The organism is Ruegeria sp. YTSA135, assembly GCF_059610165.1.
In genome coordinates this window covers 104,567-130,407 of the sequence record NZ_JBXWNC010000002.1, presented here as the reverse complement: position 1 = coordinate 130,407, position 25,841 = coordinate 104,567, and the positions used below count along the sequence as shown (strand labels likewise).

27 protein-coding genes are annotated in these 25,841 nt (G+C 58.9%); 13 read left to right on the top strand and 14 right to left on the bottom strand.

Annotation, left to right across the window (positions count from 1 at the left end; all coding sequences use genetic code 11):
• Positions 1-56: 56 nt before the first annotated feature.
• Both AC2FIT_RS03635 and mutY read right to left on the bottom strand, forming a co-directional pair.
• Positions 57-1,193, bottom strand: coding sequence for an alkane 1-monooxygenase (locus AC2FIT_RS03635; RefSeq protein ID WP_496826732.1), 1,137 nt, complete (start codon positions 1,191-1,193; stop codon positions 57-59).
• A gap of 59 nt (positions 1,194-1,252) precedes the next feature.
• Positions 1,253-2,308, bottom strand: a complete 1,056-nt coding sequence (gene mutY / locus AC2FIT_RS03630; protein ID WP_496826730.1) for an A/G-specific adenine glycosylase — start codon at positions 2,306-2,308, stop codon at positions 1,253-1,255.
• An 81-nt stretch (positions 2,309-2,389) separates the two neighbouring features.
• On the opposite strand from mutY, the gene AC2FIT_RS03625 reads away from it, so the two are divergent.
• Together AC2FIT_RS03625 and AC2FIT_RS03620 are read left to right on the top strand one after the other, a co-directional pair.
• Positions 2,390-2,896 (top strand): DUF721 domain-containing protein, encoded by a 507-nt coding sequence (locus AC2FIT_RS03625; protein ID WP_496826728.1) that lies wholly within the window; start codon positions 2,390-2,392, stop codon positions 2,894-2,896.
• 14 nt (positions 2,897-2,910) lie between these two features.
• Positions 2,911-3,573: a DsbA family protein gene (locus tag AC2FIT_RS03620; protein WP_496826726.1), complete on the top strand. Its 663-nt coding sequence runs from the start codon at positions 2,911-2,913 to the stop codon at positions 3,571-3,573.
• A 39-nt stretch (positions 3,574-3,612) separates the two neighbouring features.
• Here the strand turns inward: AC2FIT_RS03620 and lpxK are convergent, their stop codons facing one another.
• Genes lpxK through AC2FIT_RS03600 form a run of 4 tightly spaced genes read right to left on the bottom strand, consistent with a single transcriptional unit; the run spans position 3,613 to position 7,964 of the window.
• Positions 3,613-4,611 (bottom strand): tetraacyldisaccharide 4'-kinase, encoded by a 999-nt coding sequence (lpxK, locus tag AC2FIT_RS03615; protein ID WP_496826724.1) that lies wholly within the window; start codon positions 4,609-4,611, stop codon positions 3,613-3,615.
• Positions 4,611-5,834 (bottom strand): 3-deoxy-D-manno-octulosonic acid transferase, encoded by a 1,224-nt coding sequence (locus AC2FIT_RS03610; protein WP_496826723.1) that lies wholly within the window; start codon positions 5,832-5,834, stop codon positions 4,611-4,613. The genes lpxK and AC2FIT_RS03610 overlap by 1 nt, the downstream gene beginning before the upstream one ends.
• Positions 5,831-6,631 (bottom strand): inositol monophosphatase family protein, encoded by an 801-nt coding sequence (locus AC2FIT_RS03605; RefSeq protein ID WP_224890999.1) that lies wholly within the window; start codon positions 6,629-6,631, stop codon positions 5,831-5,833. Before AC2FIT_RS03605 ends, AC2FIT_RS03610 begins: the two co-directional genes overlap by 4 nt.
• The gene (locus tag AC2FIT_RS03600; protein WP_496826720.1) at positions 6,618-7,964 is read right to left on the bottom strand and encodes a TldD/PmbA family protein; all 1,347 of its coding nucleotides are present in this window, start codon (positions 7,962-7,964) and stop codon (positions 6,618-6,620) included. Before AC2FIT_RS03600 ends, AC2FIT_RS03605 begins: the two co-directional genes overlap by 14 nt.
• A gap of 211 nt (positions 7,965-8,175) precedes the next feature.
• On the opposite strand from AC2FIT_RS03600, the gene AC2FIT_RS03595 reads away from it, so the two are divergent.
• Positions 8,176-8,856: an FkbM family methyltransferase gene (locus AC2FIT_RS03595; protein WP_496826718.1), complete on the top strand. Its 681-nt coding sequence runs from the start codon at positions 8,176-8,178 to the stop codon at positions 8,854-8,856.
• Positions 8,857-8,898: 42 nt separating this feature from the next.
• Here AC2FIT_RS03595 and AC2FIT_RS03590 read toward each other — a convergent pair whose 3' ends face one another.
• On the bottom strand, positions 8,899-10,422 hold the full coding sequence (locus tag AC2FIT_RS03590) for a DUF2125 domain-containing protein (protein WP_496826716.1): 1,524 nt from the start codon (positions 10,420-10,422) through the stop codon (positions 8,899-8,901).
• Between the two features lie 132 nt (positions 10,423-10,554).
• Here AC2FIT_RS03590 and AC2FIT_RS03585 point away from each other — a divergent pair, with 132 nt between their 5' ends.
• The 3 genes from AC2FIT_RS03585 to AC2FIT_RS03575 are packed head-to-tail and all read left to right on the top strand — an operon-like array spanning position 10,555 to position 12,643.
• Complete coding sequence (locus AC2FIT_RS03585; RefSeq protein ID WP_496827159.1) at positions 10,555-11,304, top strand: SDR family oxidoreductase; 750 nt, start codon at positions 10,555-10,557, stop codon at positions 11,302-11,304.
• Positions 11,301-11,909, top strand: coding sequence for an enoyl-CoA hydratase/isomerase family protein (locus AC2FIT_RS03580; protein WP_496826714.1), 609 nt, complete (start codon positions 11,301-11,303; stop codon positions 11,907-11,909). The genes AC2FIT_RS03585 and AC2FIT_RS03580 overlap by 4 nt, the downstream gene beginning before the upstream one ends.
• Entirely contained in the window at positions 11,906-12,643 is a 738-nt protein-coding gene (locus tag AC2FIT_RS03575) for a VOC family protein (protein WP_496826712.1), read from the top strand. Before AC2FIT_RS03580 ends, AC2FIT_RS03575 begins: the two co-directional genes overlap by 4 nt.
• On the opposite strand, the gene AC2FIT_RS03570 is transcribed toward AC2FIT_RS03575, so the two are convergent.
• Entirely contained in the window at positions 12,644-12,940 is a 297-nt protein-coding gene (locus AC2FIT_RS03570; RefSeq protein WP_496826710.1) for an HNH endonuclease, read from the bottom strand.
• 48 nt (positions 12,941-12,988) lie between these two features.
• On the opposite strand from AC2FIT_RS03570, the gene AC2FIT_RS03565 reads away from it, so the two are divergent.
• On the top strand, positions 12,989-14,170 hold the full coding sequence (locus AC2FIT_RS03565) for a TIGR03862 family flavoprotein (RefSeq protein WP_496826708.1): 1,182 nt from the start codon (positions 12,989-12,991) through the stop codon (positions 14,168-14,170).
• On the opposite strand, the gene holA is transcribed toward AC2FIT_RS03565, so the two are convergent.
• The 4 genes from holA to AC2FIT_RS03545 form a co-directional block, all read right to left on the bottom strand.
• On the bottom strand, positions 14,167-15,195 hold the full coding sequence (gene holA / locus AC2FIT_RS03560) for a DNA polymerase III subunit delta (protein WP_496826706.1): 1,029 nt from the start codon (positions 15,193-15,195) through the stop codon (positions 14,167-14,169). The two genes, AC2FIT_RS03565 and holA, sit on opposite strands and share 4 nt — an antisense overlap.
• Positions 15,192-15,683, bottom strand: coding sequence for an LPS assembly lipoprotein LptE (gene lptE, locus AC2FIT_RS03555; protein ID WP_496826704.1), 492 nt, complete (start codon positions 15,681-15,683; stop codon positions 15,192-15,194). The genes holA and lptE overlap by 4 nt, the downstream gene beginning before the upstream one ends.
• Entirely contained in the window at positions 15,670-18,204 is a 2,535-nt protein-coding gene (gene leuS, locus AC2FIT_RS03550) for a leucine--tRNA ligase (RefSeq protein WP_496826702.1), read from the bottom strand. Before leuS ends, lptE begins: the two co-directional genes overlap by 14 nt.
• A 72-nt stretch (positions 18,205-18,276) precedes the next feature.
• Positions 18,277-18,762 carry a DUF3576 domain-containing protein gene (locus tag AC2FIT_RS03545; protein ID WP_496826700.1) on the bottom strand — a complete coding sequence of 162 codons (486 nt, stop codon included), beginning with the start codon at positions 18,760-18,762 and terminating at the stop codon, positions 18,277-18,279.
• Between the two features lie 285 nt (positions 18,763-19,047).
• Here AC2FIT_RS03545 and AC2FIT_RS03540 point away from each other — a divergent pair, with 285 nt between their 5' ends.
• Entirely contained in the window at positions 19,048-20,106 is a 1,059-nt protein-coding gene (locus tag AC2FIT_RS03540; protein WP_496826698.1) for a porin, read from the top strand.
• A 106-nt stretch (positions 20,107-20,212) separates the two neighbouring features.
• Positions 20,213-20,872, top strand: a complete 660-nt coding sequence (locus AC2FIT_RS03535) for a YggS family pyridoxal phosphate-dependent enzyme (RefSeq protein ID WP_496826696.1) — start codon at positions 20,213-20,215, stop codon at positions 20,870-20,872.
• Here the strand turns inward: AC2FIT_RS03535 and AC2FIT_RS03530 are convergent.
• Both AC2FIT_RS03530 and ribA read right to left on the bottom strand, forming a co-directional pair.
• Complete coding sequence (locus AC2FIT_RS03530) at positions 20,856-21,356, bottom strand: L,D-transpeptidase family protein (RefSeq protein WP_496826694.1); 501 nt, start codon at positions 21,354-21,356, stop codon at positions 20,856-20,858. The genes AC2FIT_RS03535 and AC2FIT_RS03530 overlap by 17 nt on opposite strands.
• Positions 21,353-22,447: a GTP cyclohydrolase II gene (gene ribA, locus AC2FIT_RS03525; RefSeq protein ID WP_496826692.1), complete on the bottom strand. Its 1,095-nt coding sequence runs from the start codon at positions 22,445-22,447 to the stop codon at positions 21,353-21,355. Before ribA ends, AC2FIT_RS03530 begins: the two co-directional genes overlap by 4 nt.
• Before the next feature lie 160 nt (positions 22,448-22,607).
• Between ribA and AC2FIT_RS03520 the strand changes: the two genes are divergently transcribed.
• The 4 genes from AC2FIT_RS03520 (at position 22,608) to trxA (ending at position 25,841) form a co-directional block, all read left to right on the top strand.
• Complete coding sequence (locus AC2FIT_RS03520; protein WP_068337060.1) at positions 22,608-23,294, top strand: response regulator transcription factor; 687 nt, start codon at positions 22,608-22,610, stop codon at positions 23,292-23,294.
• A 185-nt stretch (positions 23,295-23,479) separates the two neighbouring features.
• Positions 23,480-23,950, top strand: coding sequence for a GNAT family N-acetyltransferase (locus AC2FIT_RS03515; RefSeq protein WP_496826689.1), 471 nt, complete (start codon positions 23,480-23,482; stop codon positions 23,948-23,950).
• A gap of 108 nt (positions 23,951-24,058) precedes the next feature.
• Entirely contained in the window at positions 24,059-24,847 is a 789-nt protein-coding gene (locus AC2FIT_RS03510) for an exodeoxyribonuclease III (RefSeq protein WP_068337066.1), read from the top strand.
• 76 nt (positions 24,848-24,923) lie between these two features.
• Positions 24,924-25,841 carry a thioredoxin gene (gene trxA, locus AC2FIT_RS03505; protein WP_496826686.1) on the top strand — a complete coding sequence of 306 codons (918 nt, stop codon included), beginning with the start codon at positions 24,924-24,926 and terminating at the stop codon, positions 25,839-25,841.

Here is a 25,841-nt window from a genome sequence, read left to right as displayed (position 1 = left end):
CATCGAAGATGCAAGTCAGATCGTTGGGCCGGGCAGCGCGCTATGGCGCGCTGCGGTCACGCGCGCGGCAAGGGGTTTTGCGACCTGTTGTAGGGGACCCAATCCTTGACCTCGGGGTAATGCTGGCGCCGCCATGCGCGGACGCGCGGGTTCATCACACGGCGCCAGAGTGGCGGGATCATCGCAGCGACTGTCATGACTGGATAGCCATAAGGCAATTGTGGCGCAGTTTCGTCGGGGTGATTCTGCAACAGCGGAAAGCGGCGGTTCGGTTTATAGTGGTGATCCGAGTGGCGTTGCAGGTTGATCAACAACCAGTTCGACGCTTTTTGTGAGGCATTCCAGGAATGACGCGGTTGGACGTGTTCATATTTGCCATCTCCCAGATGTTTCCGGGTCAGGCCGTAATGCTCGACGTAGTTGACCAGTTCCAGCTGCCAGATGGCGGTGCCGGCCTGGATAAGGAACAGGGCGAGGCCGGACCAGCCTCCGATCAGGGAAGCAAGCCCAAGCATGGTGCCCTGCAGCGCCCAGTAGCGCCAGAACGGGTTCGCGGGATCGGTCCAGGGTCGATCTTTGCGGGCCAGCTTGTCGCGTTCAGCCTTGAAGGCAGAGACGAGGCATTGTTTCAGCACGCGCGGGTAAAAGCGGTGAAAGCCTTCGTTGTATCGCGCGGTTACAGGGTCGCGCGGCGTGCCGACAAAGCGGTGATGCACCAGCAGATGTTCCGAGCGGAAATGCGAATAAAGCACCATTGCCAATAAGAAGTCGCCCAGCCAGCGTTCGAACCGTCCTTTTTGGTGCATCAACTCATGGCTGTAATTGATACCAACTGTCCCCGAAATCACACCCATTCCAAAGAACAGACCAATCTTTGCCAGAGTCGACAGGTGGTCAGCATGTGTTGCGTACCAGATCAATCCGTAAAGGGTCAGAAACTGCACCGGAACCCAGACCTTGGTCAGCAGGACGTACCAGCGCAGAACCGGGTCTTGAGTGTCGGGGTCGGCGTTTCGAATTTCAAGCCCGGTCAGCCGATCCAGAACAGCAAAAGCCCACCATGTCGACAGCGGCACCAGCAGAACCCACCAGCCACCTGCAATCGCCGTAAACCAGATCAGTGGAATCAACAGGAATGAGACCCAAAAGGGCAGGGCCGATTGCCAGCGGGACAGAGTTTCTGTTGCGATCATTCCCAAGCTCCGAACAACTGGGCCGAGACTAGTCCAAGTCCGATACACCGCACAATGGGTTACCGATTGCGCCAAAGGTCATGCGCCTTGCGCATCACGGTTGGCAGGTCGCTGGGGCGGAAAGCATGTTTGTCTAACACGATTAAATCGTGCGGGTGGAGCCCGGCAGGCAGCGGGGCGGTCCATACGCGCAGGATCAGGTGGAAATGGGTGAACGTGTGGCGAACCTCACCCGCCAATTCCTGCCAGTCCGCTGCAAACGGGTGTGCCTCGACCGGTGCATCTGACCAATCGGACCCGGGCCAGCCCAGCATACCGCCGAGCAGCCCCTTGTCGGGGCGACGCTCCAACAACAAGGCTCCGTCTTCGCGCTGGGCTATGTAGACATGGCCATAACGCGTTGGCTTGGGCTTTTTCGGCGTTTTATGCGGCAGATCGGTCTGTGTTCCGGCCGCGCGGGCCTGACAGGGGTCCCGCAGCGGGCAAATTCCACAGGCGGGTGACTTGGGTGTGCAGATCGTGGCACCCAGATCCATCACCGCCTGTGCGTAGTCGCCGGGGCGCGTGTTCGGCGTAAGTGCAGCGGCCTTGTTTTTTAGTATAGGCTTTGATCCCGGCAGCGGCTCGTGGATGTCATGCAGGCGGGCCATCACGCGTTCGACGTTGCCGTCCAGCACCGTTTCGGGCCGGTCAAAGGCGATGGCCGCGATAGCAGCGGCGGTATAGGGACCGATCCCCGGAAGTTTCAGCAGGGCATCGTAGGTATCGGGGAATGCTCCGCCATAATCGTCGGCCACCACACGGGCACATTTCAGCAAGTTGCGGGCGCGGGCGTAATAGCCCAGCCCGGCCCATTCCCCCATCACCTGATCGTCGGGGGCGGCAGCCAGCGCCTGAACTGTCGGCCAACGCGTGGTGAAGCAGGTGAAGTAGTCGCGCACAGCAGCAACGGTGGTTTGCTGCAACATCACCTCGGACAGCCAGACCCGGTAAGGGTCGGGCATAACGCCTGCTGCCCGGTCGCCCGGCCCAACGCGCCACGGCATCGCACGGGCGTTGCGGTCGTACCAGTCCAGCAGGTCGGTGCTTAGGTCAGATTGAATAGCGTCACGCAAGTTTTATCTATCTCTTTGTCGGGTTTCTCTGGCGCCCGGTGTCATGCCCATTACAATAGCGGCGCAGGAGTTGGAAACCAGATGCAGCGCAGACGTTCTTCGACCCGCGGGTTCAAACGCACCGCGACATTGCTGAACGACCAGATCAGGCGCGCCGGGGAGAGCCGGGGTTTTGCCGTGTCACGTCTGTTGACCCATTGGGCTGAAATTGTCGGGCAGGATCTGGCCGCTATCGCAAGGCCGGTGAATGTCGGCTATGGCAAGGGCGGTATTGGCGCGACGTTGACGGTGCTGACCACCGGTCCGCAAGCCCCAATGCTTGAGATGCAGAAAGAACAATTGCGCGACAAGGTGAACGCGGTTTACGGCTACAACGCCATCAGCCGGGTGCGCATCACGCAGACCGCTCCGACCGGGTTTGCCGAGGGGCAGGCCAGCTTTGACCACAAGCCGAAACCGGCAAAACCAAGAATCAATCCACAGATTGCAGCCGAGGCAGACCGGACCGCACGCGAGGTTCACGATGGTGATTTGCGCGCGGCCCTTGAACGTCTGGGTCGTAACGTTCTATCCAAACAAAAACGCTGAGAAAGGGCTGAGAAATGAGCCGTATTGCAACTGGAATCTGCGCGGCTGTCGCCATTGCCGCAGGCGGCTATTGGCTGTCGCTGTCGAATTCAACGTCTTCGTATCCGCTGATTAGTAGCGCCGAAGCACAAGAAGCCGACCTAGACACCTCGACAATTGTCGAGATGGTACAGGGGGCCGAGGATGCGCCGGTCGAAATCATCGAGTATGCCTCTTACACCTGTCCGCATTGTGCCAATTTCCATAACGGCCCGTTCAAACAGTTGAAAAAGGACTTCATCGACACTGGTAAGGTAAAATTTATCTACCGTGAGGTGTATTTTGACCGATATGGTCTGTGGGCCTCGATGGTTGCGCGTTGCGAAGGGCCTGAAAAGTTCTTCGGGATTTCTGATTTGATCTATGAAGGTCAATCCGAATGGACGAAGGCAGGCGGCCCTGCCGAGATCGTGGATGAACTGCGCAAGATCGGGCGACTGGCCGGTATCGACAATGATCAGCTTGAGGCTTGTCTGCAGGACGGCACACGCGCTCAGACGCTGGTGGCCTGGTATCAGGAAAACGCCGAACGGGACGGTGTTCAATCCACCCCGTCGTTCATCGTTAACGGACAGAAAGTGGGCAACCAGTCTTATGCCGATTTCAAGAAGCTGATTGAGGCTGAACTGGGTAGCTAAGCAATTGATGCGACCGGCTTGTTCAGGGCCGGTCGCCTTTCAAGGCGAGGGGGCAACCCGCAACAGCATCTGCCGGATCTTGTCGGGCTCATTTACCCTCAGACGCACCGGAAGGGTGATCACCTTGCTTCGAAATGCGGGTGGCAGGCGAACGGCGTCTTTTTCCGTTGTAACCATCTGCGCGCCTAACAGGCGGGCGTCGTTTTCCAACCGCGTCATCAGCGCCGGGGTCAACGGCTGGTGATCATCCAGCGCTTCGGCCCTTAGCAATGTAGCGCCTTGTTGGCGAAGGGTGGCAAAGAACTTCTCGGGATAACCGATCCCTGCAAAGGCCAAAACAGGCGTGTCCCTCCAATCCATACCGGTTTGCAGGGGTTCAACCGCTCCTGTTGCATGGGGTTTGGTCAGGGCTTGCGCCCAACGAGCCACAAATTCGGTTTGCGCCGCGTCATCACCCAGAGACAACACCAGATCAGCGCGCTTTAGCCCGATATCGACAGGTTCACGCAACGGTCCTGCTGGCAGGCACAACCCATTGCCAAAGCCACGTGCCGCATCGACCACGATAACCGAGAAATCCTTGACGACCGACGGGTTCTGAAACCCGTCATCAAGCAGAATCACAGTTGCCCCTGCTTCCGCTGCGGCTCGGGCACCGGCGGCGCGGTCCTTGGCGACCCAGACCTCGGCAAAGGCAGCCAGCAACAATGGCTCATCCCCAACCTGTGCGGCGCTGTGTTTGGTCGGATCGACCTGCACCGGACCCTCCAGTGACCCACCGTGGCCGCGTGTGACGACGTGTGGCTGATGCCAGGCGTCGCGCAGTTGCTCGATCATCCAAATCACGGTCGGCGTCTTGCCGGTGCCACCTGCGTTCAGATTGCCGATGCAGATGACCGGAACACCGGGTTTGTAGCCCACGCCGACCGCGACCCGCCGCGCCGTGGCTGCGGCGTAGACGTGCCCCAGCGGCGCCAGAAGACGCGCGCGTAGATCCAGTTGGTCCGGCGCTGTGTTCCAGAAGTTCGGTGCCCGCATCACTTCGCACTCCGCTGATCCAGGCAATCCTGTACCATATCGACCAGTTTATCCGCCTGGGGTGCGCCGTCGGAAACGATCCGCCATCCCGCCAATGCCATATCCGCGGCGCGGTCCGGCGAAAGCAGCTCAACCACAGCGTCACCCAACTCGGTTGCCGTTCTGACGATGCGGGTTGCCCCTGCCTGATCCAACTGATCGTATATCTGCTGATGCCGATGCACAAATGGGCCGTGGATCACGGATGAGCCAAGCGCAACGCCAACCAGTGGATCATGCCCGCCCGCGCCCCGTTCAAGTGAGCGGCCCATAAAGGTGACAGGCGAGACCCTGTGCCACAAACCCAGATCTTCCTGTTCGGACGACAGTATGACCTGCGTAGTGTCTTCGATCTGCCCGCCCGTATCCCAATTGGTACAACGCAGGTCCATGTTTTCCAGGCGGCGGTGCAGCGGCTCGGCCTCGGCCACGTCCGCCACATGCAGCACCAGCGTTAGCCGCGGCAGTATCCGCAGCGCCTGACGATGGGCGGTAAGGACCGAGATGAATTCCGTATCCAGCACACAGGCTGAAAGCCAAACTGGACGCCCGGCCAACGCGTGGGTGATCTCGATCAGCTCATCTTCAGGCCAGGGTTTAGGGTTTGGGCTCACGTGCAGGGGTGGAGCCTCGGACACCTTGCTTGACGCGATACCAAGGCGGCGGATGGTGCGTACCGTTTCGGGTGTTGTGGCCAGAATCGATTGAAAGCAATCCAGCGTAAAACGGGTGATATCGGGCAGCCACCGGGCACCGCGCGCGATGTTGATGTCGATCTGCGCCTCAATAAGGATCAGGGGGATACCCCGCTCATCGGCGCGTGTAATCACATTTGGCATCAGGCCGCCCCCGACCCATAGGCCGATATCCGGGCACCAATGATCAAGAAATGCCCGCGCGGCGCCAGTCTGTTCCAGCGGCAGATCGACAAGCGGAAACTCGGACCGATCCCAGCGCGACAGATCGGCTCCGGGCGGCGTTGTCAGCAGTACATTCAAATTAGGCCGGACCTGTTGCAGGCGACGGCAGAAATCGGTCACCGCGCGTTGACGGTCTTGGGTGCTGATATGCGCCCAAATGACTTCACCTTCTGGGCGCTTGGGGTAAGATAAGGCGGCCGCGTTAGGTACGCCCCAGGACAGAACCCGATATGCAGCCAGGCTGAGCGAACGCGGCTTGCTCATGGGCGAATGCCGGTGCTGTCGGGGTCAAGCCGTGCCCGCAAGATCTGGTGTACTGCCGCGCCCGCCGCAATCACGCCGTTCAGGCGTGGATTTGCGTTGTTGAATCGCAGAGGATGACCCAACCGGTCAGAGCAGGTGCCGCCCGCCTCGCGGATAATCAGGTCGCCTGCGGCGATATCCCATTCCCAACTCGGCCGAAGCGTCAGCATCCCGTCGAACCGGCCTTGTCCGACAAGCGCCAGGCGATATGCAAGCGAGGGGCGGTAGACTCGTTTGAATTCCGGCACTTCACCTTGCCGCCAATGGCGCGGGTCGAGATTGGGCTTGGCGGCCAGAATCTCGGCCGTTTCCAAGGCTGAAACGCCGGAAACGCGGATCGGGGCACCGTTTAACGTCGCGCCTTGCCCCTTTGCAGCCGCGTAAAGCAGATCGCGCCGCGGCAGGAAAATCACCGCTGCCGTTACTTCGCCCCGCTCGGCGACCGCCAGAGAGTGCGCCCATGTGCGCGATCCTTCGGCAAAGCTGCGGGTGCCATCAATGGGGTCGATGATAAACAGACGGTCCTTCGACAACCGGGCGCTGTTATCTTCGGTTTCTTCGCTCAGCCAGCCATAGCCGGGCCGGGCGAATGGCAGGCGCTGTTCCAGCATGGCGTTTACGGCAAGATCGGCCTCGGTCACAGGCCCAGCACCGCCCGGTTTATCCCAGCGTTGCGCCGTGTCGCCCGAATACCGTGTTGCGATCTTTCCGGCCTCTAATGCGGCGTCGATCAGAAGTTGCAGGTCAGCTGCCGGCAAGTGTCATTCCTTCGACCAGAATCGAGGGGACAACCCGCGACAGCCAGGGCCGCGCGTCGTTTGCCGGGATGATCCGTTTCAGCATATCGCGAAGATTGCCAGCGATGGTGCATTCATTGACCGGGTGCGTAATCTCACCGTTTTCGACCCAGAACCCCGAGGCCCCGCGCGAATAATCGCCGGTGTTCGGATTGATGGTGGACCCGATCATCGACGTCACCAATAGTCCGGTGCCCATGTCGCGAAGCAGGTCTTCGCGGCTGTGTTTGCCCTGCGTCAGACTCATGTTCCAGTTGCTGGGCGATGGCGGTCCGGATACACCGCGGGCCGCATTGCCTGTCGAGGTCATCTCCAGTTTGCGCGCGCTGGACAGGTCCAGGGTCCAACCGGTCAGGACACCATTTTCGACAATGGCACGCCGTTGCGTCGGCAACCCTTCGGCATCAAAGGGGCGCGAGCCTGAGATGCGCGGGCGGTGTGGGTCTTCGATCAGCGACAGATGCTCTGGCAGCACTTGCTCGCCCAGAGAATCCTTAAGCCAAGACGCCCCGCGTGCAATTGCGGCCCCGTTGCTGGCCGCCAGCAAATGACCGATCAGCGAGGATGAAATTCGTTCGTCAAACAGGACTGGAAACGTACCGGTGGCAGGCTTGCGGGCACCCATCAAAGCCACGGCGCGTTCGCCGGCGGTGCGGCCGATCTCGTCGGGGTTGCGCAGGTCGCTTTGGAAGGTGCGGCTGTCGCCGTCATAGTCGCGCTCCATCCCGGTGCCTTCGCCCGAGATCGCCACGCAAGAGGTGGATCGGCTGCTGCGGGCATAACCGCCGGAAAAGCCATTGGTTGCCGCCAGATGCACGCGATGTGTGCCATAGCCCGCCGCCGCATCCGAAACTTGCGAAACGCCGTGAACTGCAAGCGCTGCCGCTTCGGCCGCCAATGCATCTTGCAACAGATCCTCAGCCGCCGGTTCCTTGGCTGGATCGAACAGTTCAAGCGCGGAAAGGTCCCAGCCGGTGGCCAACTGGTCCGAATGAGCTAATCCGGCAAACGGGTCCTCTGGTGCCTCGCGGGCCATGGCCACGGCGCGTTCGGCCATGGTGGCCAGTGTTTCGGGGCGGCTGTCCGAGCTGGATACAATCGCCTGCCGCTGACCCAGCAAGACCCGCAGGCCAAGATCAGTTCCCTCTGACCGCTCGGCATGTTCCAGCGCGCCGCCACGGACTTCGACAGATACCGAAGATCCGTCGATCACAATGGTATCCGCGGCCTCCGCCCCGGCTTTGCGGGCGGCGTCCAGCAGGGCATGGCTGATATCTTCAGGTGTACGGGTCATGCGGCCTCCGGTTGCAATGCACTGGACCTAGCCTTGGACTGCCGTTCCCGCAAGACCTGCTATGAAAAGCAGCCGTTCAGCTTTTGTCAAAAAACTGCGGAAACTTCGTGTGCGGCCGTAAAACAGGCTGCGTTGACCGGGATTTTTCGATACAGGTTCACCAGGGCAAAGGCGCTTTGTTTTCGGGCCGTGCAGATGGGAAGTGACCAACATGAAAGACAACCTGACCCTGCGCGGGGTGGAAATACCCGACGATCCGCAGATCATTACCCAAAAAGTAAAACGATCCATCGTTGCCGAGCGATATGAAAAAGACGAGGTGAGCGGGCTGCCAAAGTTCATCGACCCCAATGACAGGGTTGTCGAACTTGGGGCTGGGATCGGGTTTATTTCATCTTTTCTTGTTACACGTATGGGTGTGCGCCGTGTCCTGTGTGTCGAGGCAAACCCCGTGCTATGCGAGTTTATCGGACGTGTGCACGCAGCCAATGACATTTCAGATGTAGATGTCGTTAACGCGGTTGCCCGTACTGACGGGCAAGACCTGGGTACAGCCAGATTCTACGTGCGGGAACCTTTCTGGTCATCCTCAATGGACCCATCCCCGGACTATGTGAAAGAGATCGGCGTCCCCGAATGTCAGTTGTCAGATATACTGCGCGACTTTGATGCCAATGTCCTGATTGTCGACATAGAAGGGGGCGAGAGTCATTTGTTTGCCGGTGCGGACCTTGCCGACGTGCAAAAAGTCTACCTTGAAGTGCATACGCGCAAGATCGGTCTGCGCGGCATCAAAAAGTGTTTTGATGATCTTTCTGCGCTTGGATTTGTCTATGACCAGCGCGTCAGTTGTGGCGGCTCGGTCTTGTTTCGTCGGATAGGAACGCGCTGACAAGGGTGGGGGAAGGCAGCGATGCCACCTTCCCCCAATTTGTTACTTGATGCGCTGACCATTGGCCAGAATCTGACCGTCTTCGGTGAATTCGATCTTTGAGTTCAGCGTGTCCGGTGCGTCGCCCGGAACAGCCATCATGCCCATCATCATGCGCGCGCCAATCGCTTCGTTCTCGTCAACGAGGCCCATGCTGATCAGCGTGTCGATCAAGGCGTTGGCACCCACCAGTTGCAGGTTCGCCACGCCCGTAGGGGTTGGCATACCGTCAAACTCGGCCGCGTTCGAATTGTCGAAGGTAAAATCGCCGTCACCGGTCAGCTTGGCACCAACCAGCGAGACCAAAAGTTCGTTGATCTTCAGCGAATGCAGCTCGCCCGGTGCTTCGCCCGATTTCTCCATGGCTTCGACCGATTCCGGATCGAACAAGTTCGTCAGTATTTTCGCAGTACCGGTTGCGTCCAACGCAATGGTTGCAGGGTTACGCGGCAAGGCGCCTGCCGGATCGAACATGCTCCACAACACATCCGACATGGTGAAATCCTTCAAGTTCATGGCGAACCCAAAGGGCTGAACCTCTTCGGATTGCTGTACCGGGAATTCGAATTTCATACCGGCATTTGCCATCGCGATTTCGATCGGAAAGGGCAGGTCATCCGTGGTCACCGCCAGTTTCGAGCTGTTCTGCTCGACATCATAGGCCAAGCGCTGATCGTCGATGCTGACGCCGAAACGCCCGCCTTCGGATTCGCTGCCCATCGAGAATGCCTCGCCCTCGCTGGTGCCTGCAATCGCGGTTTGACCCGAGGCATAGGTAAACAGACCCGAGAATGAAAAGCCGTTTTCAAAGAAGGCTTGCGGGTCTGACCCGTCGAAATTGTCCGGGACCACGCTGGTGCCCTCGAACGTAAGCTGGTTCAGCGATCCGTTGATCTTGCCGTCATCCGAGCCTTCGGGATCGTTGAACACCAGATCGTAGGTGAGCGTCGCGGCTGTCATATTCTGATCAACTGACCGGGAGTCACCGATTTTCATCCGCGTGCTGCCAGCCAGGTCGGTCAGTTTCAGATCCATGTCCAGACTGTCTTCTGGAATGGTCTCGTCATCGACTTGCAGGCCGCCCAGTTTCAGTCCAAGCGCTGGCGCGGAATAGTCATAGGTCATATCGTCAGGATCGCCCGAGACCACCATCTCCAACCCTGTGTGGTAGTATTCGATATCGACCGAGAACGCCTCGCCATCCTCTTCACCGGACAAGGTCATCGGAAGGCTTTCCGGCAGACCGATATTGACTGTGCCATCGCCGTTTTCGGTCAGGGTCATCTGCGGGACGCTCATTTGAAACGATCCGCCAGCGTCCGGAACAGTGGCGACCACCTTCATATCAGTGATGGTGGTCACATTGCCTGCTGTCGATTGCTCTGCCGATACCGTATATCCCATCTGGGACAAGTAGGCTTGCCAGTCATCCCACACCTGTTGGGCGGTGACGTCGGCGAGCGCGCCTTGGGTGACAAGGGCATAAGCTAAGACTGCGCCGCTGCTGCGACGAAGGAAAACGGACATCTGAGAACCCTTCTTTATCAATTTGCCGGCATCGTCGTGCCTGCAGAGGCAGGCGTCAAGGGGCAAGGGCTGGACCCTTTCCCCCTTGGCGCGGTAGAGATTCACTTAATCTCAAAACAACGGAGGTACAGGGTGGAAATGCAGGGCAAAACCGTACTGATAACAGGGGCCAGCCGCGGCATCGGGGCCGAGGCGGGGCGCGTTTTTGCCGCGGCGGGGGCAAATGTTGCACTGGTGGCGCGCAGTGGCGATCAGATCGGCGCACTTGCTGAGGCACTGGGTGATCAAGCCATGGCGCTGCAATGTGACGTCAGCAATTTTGCGCAGGTCGAACAGGCCGTCGCAGAGTGTGTGGACCGTTTCGGCGGGTTGGATGTCGTGATCGGCAACGCGGGTGTTATTGATCCGATCTCTCATTTGTCCAATGCCGATGTCGCAGCCTGGAGCGCGGCCATCGATATCAATCTCAAGGGTGTGTTCTATGGAATGCGCGCGGCGCTGCCTGTGATGCGAGCTGCCGGAGGGGGGACGGTGATTACCGTTTCATCAGGCGCGGCGTCTAATGCAATTGAAGCGTGGAGTCATTACTGCGCCTCGAAAGCTGGGGCAAAGATGTTGACCGAATGCCTGCATCTTGAAGAGTCGATACACGGCATCCGCGCCATGGGCCTTTCACCCGGAACTGTTGCCACGGATATGCAGCGCGTGATCAAGGCCAGCGGCATCAACGCCGTCAGCCAGTTGGAGTGGAGCGATCACATCCCCGCCGACTGGCCCGCCCGGGCGTTGCTGTGGATGTGTTCGTCCGATGCGGATGAGTTTTTGGGCACCGAAATTTCACTGCGGCGCGAAGATATCCGCAAACGGGTTGGGTTGACGTGATCGAATTGACCAAGGCAGATGGGTTGTGGACGGTCACGCTCAATAACCCGCAAAAGGCCAACGCTTTGACGGCTGCGATGCTAAGTGATCTGGCCGAAATTGCCGAGGCCGCGACCGAGGCGCGCGCTCTGATCCTGACCGGTTCGGGCAAGGTGTTCAGCGCGGGGGCTGATTTGGGTGAGGCGCGGGCGGGCCTTGCTACCTCGGACCTGTGGGAGCGGATATCGGGTGCAATCGCAGCTTTGCCCTGTCTTACGGTTGCTGCCTTGAACGGAACGCTGGCAGGTGGAGCCAACGGGATGGTCTTGGCCTGTGACATTCGAATTGCTGTACCGCACACCAAGGTCTTTTATCCGGTGATGAAGTTGGGCTTTCTGCCGCAACCATCAGATCCCGGGCGCATGGCCGCCTTGATCGGTCCAGCGCGCACCAAGATGATACTGATGGCCGGGCAAAAGATCACGGCTGAGGAAGCCTATGGCTTTGGGCTGGTTGACAGGGTGGTTGAGCCCGATCAACTGATGCAAACGGCGCATGAGCTTGTCGCTGACAGCCTGGCCGCCACGCCTGAGATTGCGGCAGGGATCGCAACGATGTGCCGATGAGATTGTCCGCATTGTTTCTGCGTGTCGCGAACCCCGAACGGCTTGCAGGTTTCTATGCGGATGCTTTGGGCATGACGGCACAAGCACAAGGGCCGAACCGCAGGGTTGGCTATGCCGGTCAGGACGCGGACCTTCTTTTGATGCCGGGTGGAGGTGGATATAAGCATGACGGCGGACAAAGGTACTGGAAGATCGGGATCACCGTGCCGGATGTTGATCTCGCCGTATCCCGTCTGCGCCAAAAAGGTGTCGAAGTCTCGGAGCCGAAACAGTTTCTCGACATCGGCTATATGTGTCACCTAAAAGACCCGGAAGGGTTTGTAATCGAGTTGCTGCAACATGATTTTCAGGCCAACCGCCCCTTGAACGTCGCCGATCCCACTGCGCCATTTACAAAAGCTTGCGTCGGCCAGATCACCTTGCGCACGGGGGATATCGCCGCCGAGGATGCCTTCTGCCGTTCCCAAGGTATGCGGCTGTTGTCAATTCAGGATGTGGCCCAATTGGGGTTCGACCTGCATTTTTATGCCTTCACCGATGAAATGCCGCCAATCCCTGACATCTGGTCTGTTGGAAACCGCGAATGGCTTTGGAAACGACCGTACACAACGCTGGAATTCCAACATCTCGCCGGGGCGCAATTTGCGCCGGTGCCCGATTATCGCGGGTTAGAGGTTCAGGGGCTGGCGGGATCCGTGCGCGATGCCTTTGGTGATCCCGTCCGGCCAGGTTGATCACCGCCCGCGGCGTTTGCCCGGAACTTTCGACCGAAAGCCGGGTGGACGTTTCCGGACCCACCGCAGGAATTTTTCAAGCCGGGGATGACCGCGCAGAGCCTCGATGGAGTTGAACTCGCGGGCCAGTTCCGCTTCGGTCAGGGTGGCGTGAACCTCTTTGTGGCAGATGACATGCAACAAAACCGTCGGTCCGCCCTTGCCCCCTTTGAGTTTTGGGATCAGATGGTGCAGGCTGCCGCCCCCAGTCGGAATGGGGCGGTCACAGAGCGGGCAGATCGGATCACTGTTCGACATGGCTCACGTAGAAATGCGCGGGATGGAGCGGAAAGCAAGGGGGCAGTCGTGGCGCAGGCAGTGATAATCGGGGCTGGACCCGCAGGTTTGATGGCTGCTGAGGAATTGTCTGCCGCTGGCCATGACGTTCTTGTGGCCGAGGCCAAGCCCTCGGTCGGGCGCAAATTTCTGATGGCGGGCAAATCAGGTCTGAACCTGACCAAGGATGGACCCCTTGAGACTTTGTTACAATCGTATGGGGACTCGGCAAGCTGGCTGCGCCCTATGATTGCCGATTTCGACGCCACCGGCGTACAGTGCTGGGCGCAAGGGTTGGGGCAAGAGGTATACACCGGTACGACAGGCCGGGTATTCCCAACGGTGATGAAAGCTTCGCCGCTGTTACGGGCGTGGCTGTCCCGGCTTGAGGCCGCGGGCGTTCAGATCAGAACCCGCTGGCGCTGGCTGGGTTGGAATCGCGATGCGCTGCTGTTCGAAACACCGGACGGTCAGCAGCAGCTTACGCCGGATGTGACAATACTGGCACTGGGAGGGGCAAGTTGGGCAAGGCTGGGGTCAGACGGAAAGTGGGCAAAAACATTGGGGGACGCAGGTGTCGCGACGGCCCCTTTCGCACCAGCGAACGCTGCCTTGTCCGTTGGTTGGAGCGATCATATGCGACCGTATTTCGGTTCGCCGCTCAAGTCGGTGCGCTGGATGGCTGGAAAGCTGCAAAGCCGGGGCGAGGCCACAATCTCGGCAAGCGGGTTAGAGGGCGGGGGGATGTATTCCCTGACCCCAGCGTTGCGTGAGGGTGCGCCGCTCTACCTTGATCTACTGCCAGATTTGGACCAAGCGGCTCTGCAATCCCGGCTTGATGGAAAGAAATCCAAGACCACGCTGTCACAATGGCTGAAAAAATCACTCCGCCTGCCGCCACAAAAGATCGCGCTGTTTCATGAGATGACCAAAAGCAACGGTCTGCCGCAGACGCGATGGTCCGAGGCCCTCAAGCGTCTGCCGATCCGATACGATAGCCTGCGTCCTATGGACGAAGCGATTTCCACCGCGGGCGGCGTCAAGCGGACTGCTTTGGATGGTGGGCTGATGCTCACCGCGATGCCCGGTGTGTTCTGCGCCGGCGAGATGTTGGATTGGGAGGCCCCAACCGGCGGCTATCTGCTGACCGCCTGTCTGGCGACCGGGAAATGGGCCGGGCGATCCGCCGCGGAATGGTTGCGCGCGGGTTAACGAGACCGCGCCAGCATTGCCAGGCGAATCATCGCGCGTTCAACCAATGCCATTGCGGGTGCTGTTTGGCCTGCTGAGCGCAGAGACAGGTCGGTATCGGTCAGGACGGTCAGCGCAGTCTGCAATTTCGGTGCGCCCCAACCTTGCGCCTGCCGTAGAATCCGGTCGCGGCGTTTGCCATAGACCGGTGGCCGCAGCTTACCGATCCCCTGTGCCGCTCCGCCGGGGTCGGACGCACAGGCATAAAGCGTGCGAAAATGCCGGGTCGCACCGATGCACAGACTGACCGCGTTGGTGCCTTGGGACTGCAAGCGCCGAATCAGCGGACCTATCTCGCCGGCACGGCCCTCGGCGACTACGTTCAGAACATCATCCAGCCCGGCCTCGGTTGAGCGGGGGGCGCAGGCCATGATATCCTCGATAGACAGCTCTGACCTGTCGCCGTACTTGTAGAGCGACAGTTTTTCGATGGTTTGCGCAAGATCACCCGGGCTGATCGCGGTCGCTAACTCGACCAATGCAGACATCGAATCATTGGGGATGTTGTCCAACCCGGACTGCTTAAGAACCCGTTCGACCTCGCCCCGGGATGGTGGGTCGTCGTAGATACCGGCCGCATAGGCCGACGGGTGTGCCTCGAACGCTTTGCGGATTTTCGAGCTCGGTTTGAGTTGCCCGGCAGTAACGATGATCTGGGCGTCACCCGGAGCCCAATCCTCGAACGCGGCGATGATCGCGGGGGCGGCGACGTCCGTAGTGTCTTCGACAAAGACGGCGCGCGGCCCGGGGAAAAAGCCCACCGCCTTGACCGCATCCAGCAACAGGGCAGGATCACCGCGTAGATCAGCGCCCGGCATCCGGGTCAGGCGCATTTCTTCTTCGGCATTGCTGCCCAGTAGTGCGGCCAAAACCTGTTGGCGTTTCAAAGCCACGCGCATCGCATCTGCGCCATAGATCAAAAGCCCGGCCTTGTCGGCGTCGGGCCGCGCGAAATACCCCTCAGCCTCGCGCGGGCTGAGCTTCATGAGCCAAGACCCGGCGTGGCATAAAGCTCGTTTACGATCTGGTCCGCCAGGATCACCATCAACCTTTGCCGGGCATCGCGCTCGTCCGCCAAGGTTGAGACCGTCGAACCGGCAGCTGAATAACCGACGAAATTATTGACGGCACCGGAAGCAACAACCTGACCCGTGCTGTTGGATTTCAGGGCGTAATTCGCTCTGCCTTCAATGGTATAGCGGTTGATCTCGTTGGTTGGGGTGATAGCGGCCGACCGGATAACAGTCGCGACACTCACGTCCAGATTGTAGTCATTACCCGAATTCGCGCTGCGACCCAGACGTTGTTCAAGATTCTGGACCATCAAGTAGCTGTCGGTCGAGTTCGGGACTGAAACGGCAACCTTCCCATTCAGCGCTGCGCCCGACCCGCCGGGTGCATAGACCGGCTCAAAGCCACAGGCTGCCAGCGCCAGCGGCATCAACAACAGGGTTCTGCGGTCAAACAACGACATTCACGATCCGGCCCGGGACAACAATCACTTTCTTCGGCGCGGCACCATCCAGCGCTTTTTGGACAGCTTCGGTGCTGAGCGCGATTTTTTCAACCTCTGCCTTGGCCAAATCCTTGGCCACGCTGATTTCCGCGCGGCGTTTGCCGTTGATCTGGATCGGCAGGGTGATGGTGTCGTCGATCAGCATCGCCTCATCCGCGACAGGCCACGGGGCAGTGGCAACCAGCCCCTCGCCGCCCAAAAGCTGCCAGAGTTCTTCCGACAGATGCGGGGTCATGGGCGACATCAGCTGCGCCAGTGTTTTGGCTGCCTCGCGTTTTGCGGCTGTGCCTGCCTTGGATTTCGCCAGCGTGTTGGTAAAGGCATAGAGCTTGGCGATGGAGGCGTTGAACCCAAAGGATTCGACCCCACCCGTCACGTCATGAATGGCCTTGTGCATCTCGCGCAGCAGGGTTTCGTCGTCGGCATTGGCCGGAACGTCTGACGCGGCGATCTCGGTTGCGATGCGGTGAACGCGGCTGAGGTGCTTGAATGCGGCTTCGGCCCCGGATGCGGTCCACTCTACGTCACGCTCGGGCGGCGAGTCGGAGAGCACGAACCAACGCGCGGTGTCTGCGCCAAAGGCCGAGATAATGCTGACCGGATCAACAACGTTTTTCTTGGATTTCGACATTTTGGCCGAAGGGATGATCTCGACCTCTGTCCCATCGGCCAGTTTGCCGTCGGTCACATCCTCGGGCAGGTGATAGACCGGGCGGCCTTTTTCATCGCGTGTCTGGTATATCTCGTGCGTCACCATGCCCTGCGTAAACAGGGCATCGAAGGGTTCGATGGCTTTCTTGGGCAGGTGGCCGGTAATGTTCATCGCCCGTGCGAAGAAGCGGGAATAAAGCAGGTGCAGAATCGCATGCTCGATACCACCAATGTACTGATCGACATTCATCCAGTACTCGGCCTCGGCCAGATCGGTGGGTGTTTCAGCGCGCGGAGCGGTGAATCGGGCGAAATACCACGACGAATCAACGAACGTATCCATCGTATCGGTTTCGCGCCGGGCAGATCCGCCGCATTTGGGGCAGGTGCAGTCGCGCCATGTCGGATGACGGTCCAGCGGGTTTCCCGGTTTATCGAAGGTGACATCGTCGGGCAGACGGATCGGCAGGTTTTCTTTCTTCTCGGGCACAACGCCGCATTTTTCGCAATGCACCACGGGAATCGGACAGCCCCAATAGCGCTGGCGCGACAGGCCCCAATCACGCAACCGGTACTTGGTGACGCCTTCTCCCCAACCCGCCTTTTCGGCGAAATCGACCGTGGCGTTGATCGCCTCGTCGCCAGTGGCCTCGGTCAGGCCCGCAAAGTGATTCACCCAGCGGACTTTTTCGGTTTTGGGCGGGACGAATGCAATCTTGTCGACCGGAGTGCTGTCATCCAGCGCAAAAAACGTGTCGATCACGGGCAAGTCATACTTGCGGCAGAAATCCAAATCGCGCTGGTCATGCGCCGGGCAGGCAAAGATCGCACCGGTGCCATAATCCATAAGGATGAAGTTCGCGATCCAGACCGGCAGTTCCCAATTGGGGTCCAGCGGGTGTTTGACGCGAATGCCGGTGTCGTAACCAAGCTTCTCGGCTGTCTCAATGGCTTCTTCCGTAGTGCCGCCTTTGCGACATTCTGCAACAAATTCAGCTATTTCAGGGTTTTCGGCTTCCAACTGTCTGGCTATCGGATGATCCGGTGAGATACCGACAAAGGACGCGCCCAACAGCGTATCGGGGCGCGTTGTGTAAACGGTGATCGGCTCTCCCCCGTCGGTACGCGCGAACCCGAATTGCAGTCCGCGCGATCGGCCGATCCAGTTTTCCTGCATCAGCCGCACCTTGGCAGGCCAATTGTCCAGTGTATCCAGTGCCTCAAGCAGCTCTTCAGAATAATCCGAGATCTTGAAGAACCACTGTGTCAGTTCCCGCCGCTCGACAAGCGCGCCTGAACGCCAGCCGCGCCCGTTTTCGACCTGTTCATTGGCCAGAACGGTCATGTCGACCGGGTCCCAGTTTACCACAGCGTTTTTGCGATAAACCAACCCGGCCTCAAGCATATCTAGGAACAAGGCCTGCTGCTGACCGTAGTATTCGGGGTCACATGTGGCGAATTCGCGGGACCAGTCGATAGACAGACCCAGTGGTTTCATCTGCCCGCGCATGTCGGCGATGTTGCCATAGGTCCAGTCCTTCGGGTGGCCACCAATCGCCATCGCAGCGTTCTCTGCCGGCATTCCGAACGCGTCCCAGCCCATCGGATGCAGCACGTTGTGCCCGGTCGCCAGTTTGTGCCGCGCAATCACGTCGCCCATCGTGTAGTTGCGCACATGCCCCATATGGATTCGGCCCGACGGGTATGGGAACATCTCAAGCACATAGTATTTCGGCTTGTCCGCCGTGTGGTTGGCGGTGAAGATTCCGGCCTTGTCCCAGGCCTCTTGCCATTTTGCTTCGATTTCGGTGGCCGAATAGCGAGACATCGTGCGGTCCTTCGTGAATGAAAACGCCGGGCGTGAACCCGGCGTGGTAATATTGCGATTTTCGGCGGGTTGCTAGAGCTTGTTGTCCGCAATGCGCAACTGACGGGCGCGGGACAGGATCGCATCTTCGACCGCGCGAGTGGTTGCCGCGCTAACCGGGTTGCCGCCGCTGGTCTGCAAAGCAACTCTCAAAGACCGCGCCGCAAGGGCCGGATCGCTGATGTGAACCGTTGCCCTATATTGCCGCCCCCCGCCCGGAGGTGTGCCGTAACCTGTTACAATTACACCGGTAAACGGGTCAATCTCCTGAACGGGCAGGAAATTCAGAACATCCAGTGATGCAGCCCACAGATAGCGATTCACGTTTGTGACCTGCTCGGCATCAGCCGTGTTGAAGACATCCCAGATGGTCGAGCGGTTCGGATCGTTCAGTTCCTGCTCATCGGAATTGCCGCCGGTTGCAAGCGAATTCGGGTTAGGCGTGGCGCCCCGATTCTCTCCGCAGGCCGACACGGCAGCAGTCACTATGATCAAACCGAAAATCGTCTGCAGGCGCATTGTCGACTGGTCCTGTTCACTTTGGTCTACATTGTCTGAGTGATACTCCTAGACAAGGACCCGTTCAGCAACAACCCTATTATTGTCACATATGGTTTGGTGTGGGGTCCATCCGGCCCTCAAATCCAACTGTGGCATCCTTGCACCAATTCGGGGTCAATGAGCGGGCAGTCCTTATGCCAAGCTTGCGTAAAGGGGGCAAAAAGAGCGAAACGGTTCCCGTGCTGAGACATATGCTATGGCATGTGTCGAGTAGATAAACTTTTTGAAACCGAGGGAAACAAGATGAAAAAAGTTCTCTTCGCAACGACGGCTCTGATTGCAACCGCAGGCGTTGCGGCCGCCGAGTCCGGCGTTAACTTTAGCGGTTATGGCCGCTTTGGTATTGGGTACTCCGAAGACCGTACCGGTGCCGTAACCAACTTTAACACTGGCGTGGTTACAACCACCACCACAGGCGGCGCGACTGTAACTGGTACCACTACAGGTACTGCAGTTGTTGACACCGACGACGCAATCCTGGTTTCGCGCTTCCGTCTGAACATTGACGGTTTCACCGAAACCGATGGTGGCGTTCGCTTTGAAGGCCGTGTTCGTCTGCAAGCCGACGAAAACTCGTCGACCGGCGAAGCCAACTCGGCTGGCCTGAACGGCGCGCGCTTCTCGGTTATCTACGGTGGTCTGCGTGTTGACGCCGGCAACGTTGCCGGTTCGTTCGACAACCTTGCAAACTACTACGGTAACGAAGTTGGTCTGGAACTGTTTGCTGGTCAGTACTCGGGTGTTGACTACAACTTCCTGGCTTACAGCTCGACCGGTTCTGGCGCGAACGCTGTGTTCTTCCAGTACGCAGTTGGTGACTTTGCGTTCGGCGCATCGTACGACCAAGCGACTCTGGGCCTGAACGGTGCTGCAGTTGACGCTGACCGCTGGGACATCAGCGCGACCTACTCGTTCAACAACATCACCGCAGCGATTGCCTACGGTCAGACTGATCTGGACGACTTCGGTGGTAGCGATCCAAGCCTGACAGTTCTGACATTGGGCGGTGAATTCGGCGACTTCTCGGGTACCGTGTTTGTTGCAGACGACGCCACCGAAGTTGACGCAACTGACGGCACCGCATGGGGTCTGTCGGCAGCCTACAACCTGGGCGCTGCAACCACCCTGCTGTTCACTTACGGTGACGGTAACGCGGATGCAGACCTTCAGCAGGTTGCTCTTGGTGCCATCTACGACCTGGGCGGCGGTGCATCGCTGCGCGGTGGTATCGGTGTGAACGACTGTGACGTTTGTGACGACTCTTCCGTCGTTGCTGACTTCGGTGCGCAGTTCAACTTCTAAGTTGATCTGAACCGAAAGGTTTAAGGGCAGGTCTTCGGGCCTGCCCTTTTCTTTTGTGCCGACATGGTGTTTTGCTGCGCATGAAGCAGATTGAGGTACCCTATCTATGTCGCTGCAAGATATCACTGCCCGTATTGCCAAGGCCGAAAGCGCCGCAGGGCGGTCTGCGGGGTCTGTTAAATTGATCGCAGTTTCCAAGGTGCAACCGGATGAGCGCGTGCAGGCCGTACTAGAGCAGGGCCATCGGTGTTTCGGCGAAAACCGGGTGCAAGAGGCCGCCGGAAAATGGCCGCGTTTTACCGAGCAGTTTCCAGATGTTGATCTGCACCTGATTGGCCCGTTGCAAACCAACAAGGCCCGTCAAGCGTTTGACTTGTTCAGCACCATCCACTCGGTCGACCGGCCCAAGCTGGCGAAAACACTGGCGCGGCTGGCGCAGGAAATGGGTAAATGCCCGGACCTGTTCATTCAGGTCAATACGGGGGAAGAGGATCAAAAGGCAGGTATCCTGCCCGCTGATGCAGATGCCTTTGTTGCGGAGTGCCGGGATCTGGACCTGCCGGTGCAGGGCTTAATGTGTATCCCCCCAATAGATGAGGAACCGTCCCTGCATTTCGCCTTGCTGGCCAAGATCGCAGAACGCAACGGGCTTACCGGTCTTTCGATGGGTATGAGTGGCGATTTCGAACAGGCCATTGCGCTGGGCGCAACCCATGTGCGCGTGGGGTCGGCAATTTTTGGTGAGCGCGTTAAGCCCGGGGAATGATCAGGCGCGTACCCAATGAAACCCGCTCAGCGATCCAATGTAGGTGATCGCGGCGAAACGCAACACAGCCTTCGGTCGGGAATCCCGGACGCCGCCATTGGTGAATAAAGATCGCCGACCCACGACCCGGCACCGCGTTGGGCCAGTTCCAGTCGGTGATCAGCACCAGATCATATAAAGGATCGGCGCGTCGCAGTTTTTCATGGCTGAAACCGTATGGCGCAGTGACCAGTTGGTTGTAGCGGTTGTCGCGGCCATCGTCCGACCAGAGATCGCGCGGGCCAATGGGAATCGCCCAATTGGCAGGACAGGCCATCCGGTCCGGCCGATAGAGCATCCCTACGATGTGATGCACACCGGCGGGCGTGGCCCCGTCGCCCTCGTGCTTGGTGTTTGTTAAGCCGCCTTTGCCGATCACGCACGGAAACATCCGACCCGCGAATCGAGTTCCGCGAGGTGTCAGAACCAGATCATTTGACGTCAAAGCAAATGCCCCGATTTTGCGGCCTTTGTCGCCAGGTAGCCCCGGTTATGGGCCGTTTCGCCGACCTTCAGCGGGACGCGTTCAGTGACGGCAATCCCGGTCTTTTCCATCATCGCGATTTTTGCAGGGTTGTTGGTCAGCAGACGTACCGAGTTGAATCCTAGGGACTTCAAGATATCCGAACCCAACCGGAAATCCCGTTCGTCATCCTCGAACCCCAGTCGATGATTGGCCTCGACCGTATCGAACCCCTGATCCTGCAGGAAATAGGCCCGCATCTTGTTGGCCAGACCAATGCCGCGCCCTTCCTGGTTCAGATACAATAGAACCCCGGCACCTTCTGCGCCCATCTGTGCAAGCGCGCCCCTCAGTTGCGGACCGCAATCGCATTTCAGGCTGCCCATAAGGTCGCCGGTGAAACAGGCCGAATGCAACCTGGCGAGAACCGGCTTGTCGCGATCCGGGCGTCCGATTTCGACGGCATAGTGCTCCTCGCCACCGTCTTCGGGGCGGAAGATGTGAAGCCGCCCAGCTTCGGACACTTCCATCGGCAAACGGGCCGCGGCCACCTCGTGCAACTCACTGCGATCAGCCAGATGCGGCGCTGCGCTTGCGTGATCGATACAGGTCAGGCCATGGGTGGCGGCAAAGCTGCGCCCATCCTCGATTGGCACAACAACAGCCGCAGGTAAAAGCCGCGCCGACTTGGCCAAGGCAATAGCGATGCGATGCAAGTTGGCATTGCCCTGACGCCGAGTCATCAGAGGACCTTTCATCGGGGCATTCAGGTCGTCCGACGGATCGGCGACAGCCTGAACCCACGCGATATCCGCATCCATTGGGATGATCACCCGCGCAAGATCGCCATCATAGGCGCGCGCTTTGAGCGTCTCGGCCCGCCGTACGGTTACAGCGACGACCGGATCCTCTCCGACGCTACGCAAATCCGCAAGCCGCTGCGCGCTCAGCGTCTCGGTTGCGATGGCTAGCACGCTGAACCCGCTGTCATCTGTCAGGGCAACAGGAACCCCCATACGCAAATCCGCACGGGCCCGCGCCAGCAGTTCTGAGATATCCGGAACAAGGCTCATCGGTCGTTTCCTGTCACATTTCGGCCTTCCATTAGCCTGATCTGGCAATAATGTGAAATAATTCCTCTACATCAGACACGAGAGCGTGAGTGTGTTGCAGCAAACCTTGTTGATTGCATCTTCTGCGCGCAAGTGGTGGAAAAGGTTTGGAGGACCCGACATGGCTCAGCTCAAAAAAATCCTGCTGGTAGATGACGATGAAGACCTGCGCGAGGCGCTAAGTGAGCAGCTTGTGATGACCGAGGATTTCGATGTGTTCGAAGCTCAGGACGGTCAATCCGCGATGGAGCGCGCACGCGAAGCGATCTATGATCTGGTCATCTTGGATGTGGGCCTGCCAGATACCGATGGTCGGGAACTGTGCCGTCTGATGCGGAAACAGGGTGTCAAAAGCCCGATACTGATGCTGACGGGCCATGACAGCGACGCTGATACCATTCTGGGTCTGGACGCAGGCGCCAACGACTATGTCTCTAAACCCTTTAAATTCCCGGTCTTGCTGGCCCGTATCCGTGCCCAACTGCGCCAGCATGAACAGTCAGAGGACGCGGTTTTCGTACTTGGCCCCTACACGTTCAAGCCTGCGATGAAAATGCTGATCACCGAAGAGGATCGCAAAATCCGGTTGACCGAGAAAGAGACCAACATTCTGAAGTTCCTGTACCGCTCCGCCGATGGTGTGGTAGCACGCGACGTTCTGCTGCACGAGGTTTGGGGTTACAATGCGGGTGTCACCACGCACACGCTGGAAACGCATATCTATCGCTTGCGTCAGAAGATCGAGCCCGATCCATCCAACGCGCGCCTTTTGGTCACAGAATCGGGTGGATATCGCTTGGTATCATAACTCGTTGTGGATTGACGTGCATCAAAGTGATACTCTGGATGTGTAATTAGTTTACTCCCAACCCGCGCATGTCCGGGTTATGACATGCACCTCCCTGTTGGACTGCCGGGCCCTTGGGCCCGGCCTTTTTTTGTGTACGCGCGGACCGTTCTGCAGCGGTGCTTTCTGCGGTAGGAAAACCTGAAATGACCAGGATTGAATTCACCCGCCTGCCGGATATCGACGCACAAGAGATTTTGTCCCACATGTCAGACCCGCGCTTGATGGAACATATGCCTTTACTTACAGGTACTTGGGGCTTGTCTGATGTGGTTCGTTTTGTCGAAGCTAAGGAACAGTGCTGGACACGTGATGGGTTGGGGCATTGGGCCATTTTGCAAAACGGAAACTATGTCGGTTGGGGTGGGTTTCAGAAAGAAGAGAACGAGTGGGATTATGGTCTGGTTCTTAAACCGGACTCATTTGGGCTTGGTGGGCGGATCACCCGGAAAGCACTGGACTTTGCCGCTTCAGACCCGCGCATTCCGTTTGTCACGTTTCTGCTGCCGCCGTCGCGGACAAAGACCGGAGCCCTGTCAAGGCTCGGCGCAGAGTTCGTGGGCGAGACGGAGTATGAGGGTGCCCCGTTTCGAAAGTACCGGCTGAACACGGGGTGAAGTCACGCGCCGTTTCGCGATAGTGATGCCACTGTTAGGGTTTTCCGATGGCACCCCGGCCCGCACCGCGCTAGTTTCCGGTCAATCGCGACAGAGGATTCCCCGAATATGCCCTTTACCCTTGCCACCTGGAACATCAACTCGGTCCGCCTGCGCGAGCCTATCGTCCTGAAATTGCTGCAGGAAGAGGCTCCGGATGTGCTGTGTTTGCAGGAATGCAAGTCTCCGGTCGACAAGATCCCGACCGAAGGGTTCGCTGCGCTGGGCTACACTCACATGATCGCGCGTGGCCAAAAGGGTTATAACGGTGTCGCCATCCTGTCACGGATTCCGATGGAGGAGGTCGGCGACAAGGACTTTGCCGGTCTGGGTCACGCCCGCCACATCGCAGGGCGGCTGGAGAATGGTGTAACCATCCATAATTTCTACGTTCCGGCGGGCGGCGATGTGCCTGACCGTGAGGTGAATGAGAAATTCGGTCAGAAACTCGATTACCTCACCGATATGCGGGACTGGTTCCATGCCGATAAACCCCAGAAATCCATTCTGGTCGGTGACCTGAATATCGCCCCGCGCGAGGACGACGTTTGGTCGCACAAACAATTGCTCAAGGTCGTCTCGCACACGCCGATCGAGGTTGAAACGCTGGCCGAAACCCAGGATGCGGGTGGTTGGGTTGACGTAACCCGGCAGGATATTCCCGATGGGCAGCTTTATAGCTGGTGGTCTTATCGCGCACGCGATTGGGATGCGGCGGACAAGGGGCGGCGGCTTGATCACGTCTGGGCCACGCCCGATATTTCAAACGCAGGTCATTCCAGCCGTGTTCTGCGCGATGCGCGCGGATGGGAGAAGCCGAGTGATCACGCGCCTGTTTTTGCCAGTTTCGACCTGTAATTGCGCAACTCTACCCTTGGTTTCCGCTGCCAGCGGTTGCATATAAGGCTCAAGTTCGAACCGGAGAGTGAATGCCATGGACCTTCTGAACGCCGCTGCCAGCCCTGACACCACCGATCTGATCAAGGACGGGTCCGAGGCCACGTTTATGGCCGATGTGGTCGAAGCATCGCAGGAAGCGCCGGTCATCGTTGATTTCTGGGCGCCTTGGTGCGGCCCATGCAAAACGCTGGGCCCGATGCTGGAAGATGCCGTGACCGCCGCCAAGGGTGCGGTGAAGATGGTCAAGATCAACGTGGACGAGGCGCAGATGATCGCAGGACAACTGCGCATCCAATCGATCCCGACGGTGTATGCCTTCTACAAGGGTCAGCCTGTGGATGGGTTTCAGGGCGCACTGCCAGGGTCCGAGATCAAGGCGTTCATCGACCGTGTGATCGAAGCGGCGGGCGGCGAAAGCCCCGGTGGTCAACTGGACGAAGCCGTTGAGGCCGCCGAAGAGATGCTGGCCGCTGGCGCCGCCAGTGATGCCGCGCAAACATTCGCGGCCATTCTTGGCGAAGACCCGAACCATGCCGCGGCCTATGGCGGCTTGGTCCGCGCCCATATCGCGGCTGACGATCTGGAACAGGCCGAGGCGATCCTGAACGGCGCACCGGCCGAAATTTCCACCTCGACCGAGGTTGAGGCGGCACATGCGCAGCTGGAACTGGCAAAGCAGGCCGCAGATGCGGGCCCGGTCGCCGATCTGAGCGCCGCGGTCGAGGCCGATCCGGACAACCACCAAGCCCGTTTCGATCTGGCGCAGGCCCTGCATGCAAACGGCGATGTTGAAGAAGCCGTTGCTCAGTTGCTGGAGCTTTTCCGCAGGGATCGTGAGTGGAATGAAGGCGCTGCAAAGGCGCAGTTGTTTACGATCTTCGACGCGCTCAAGCCCAATGATCCGATTGTTTTGAATGGGCGGCGCAAACTCAGCTCGATGATATTTGCCTAA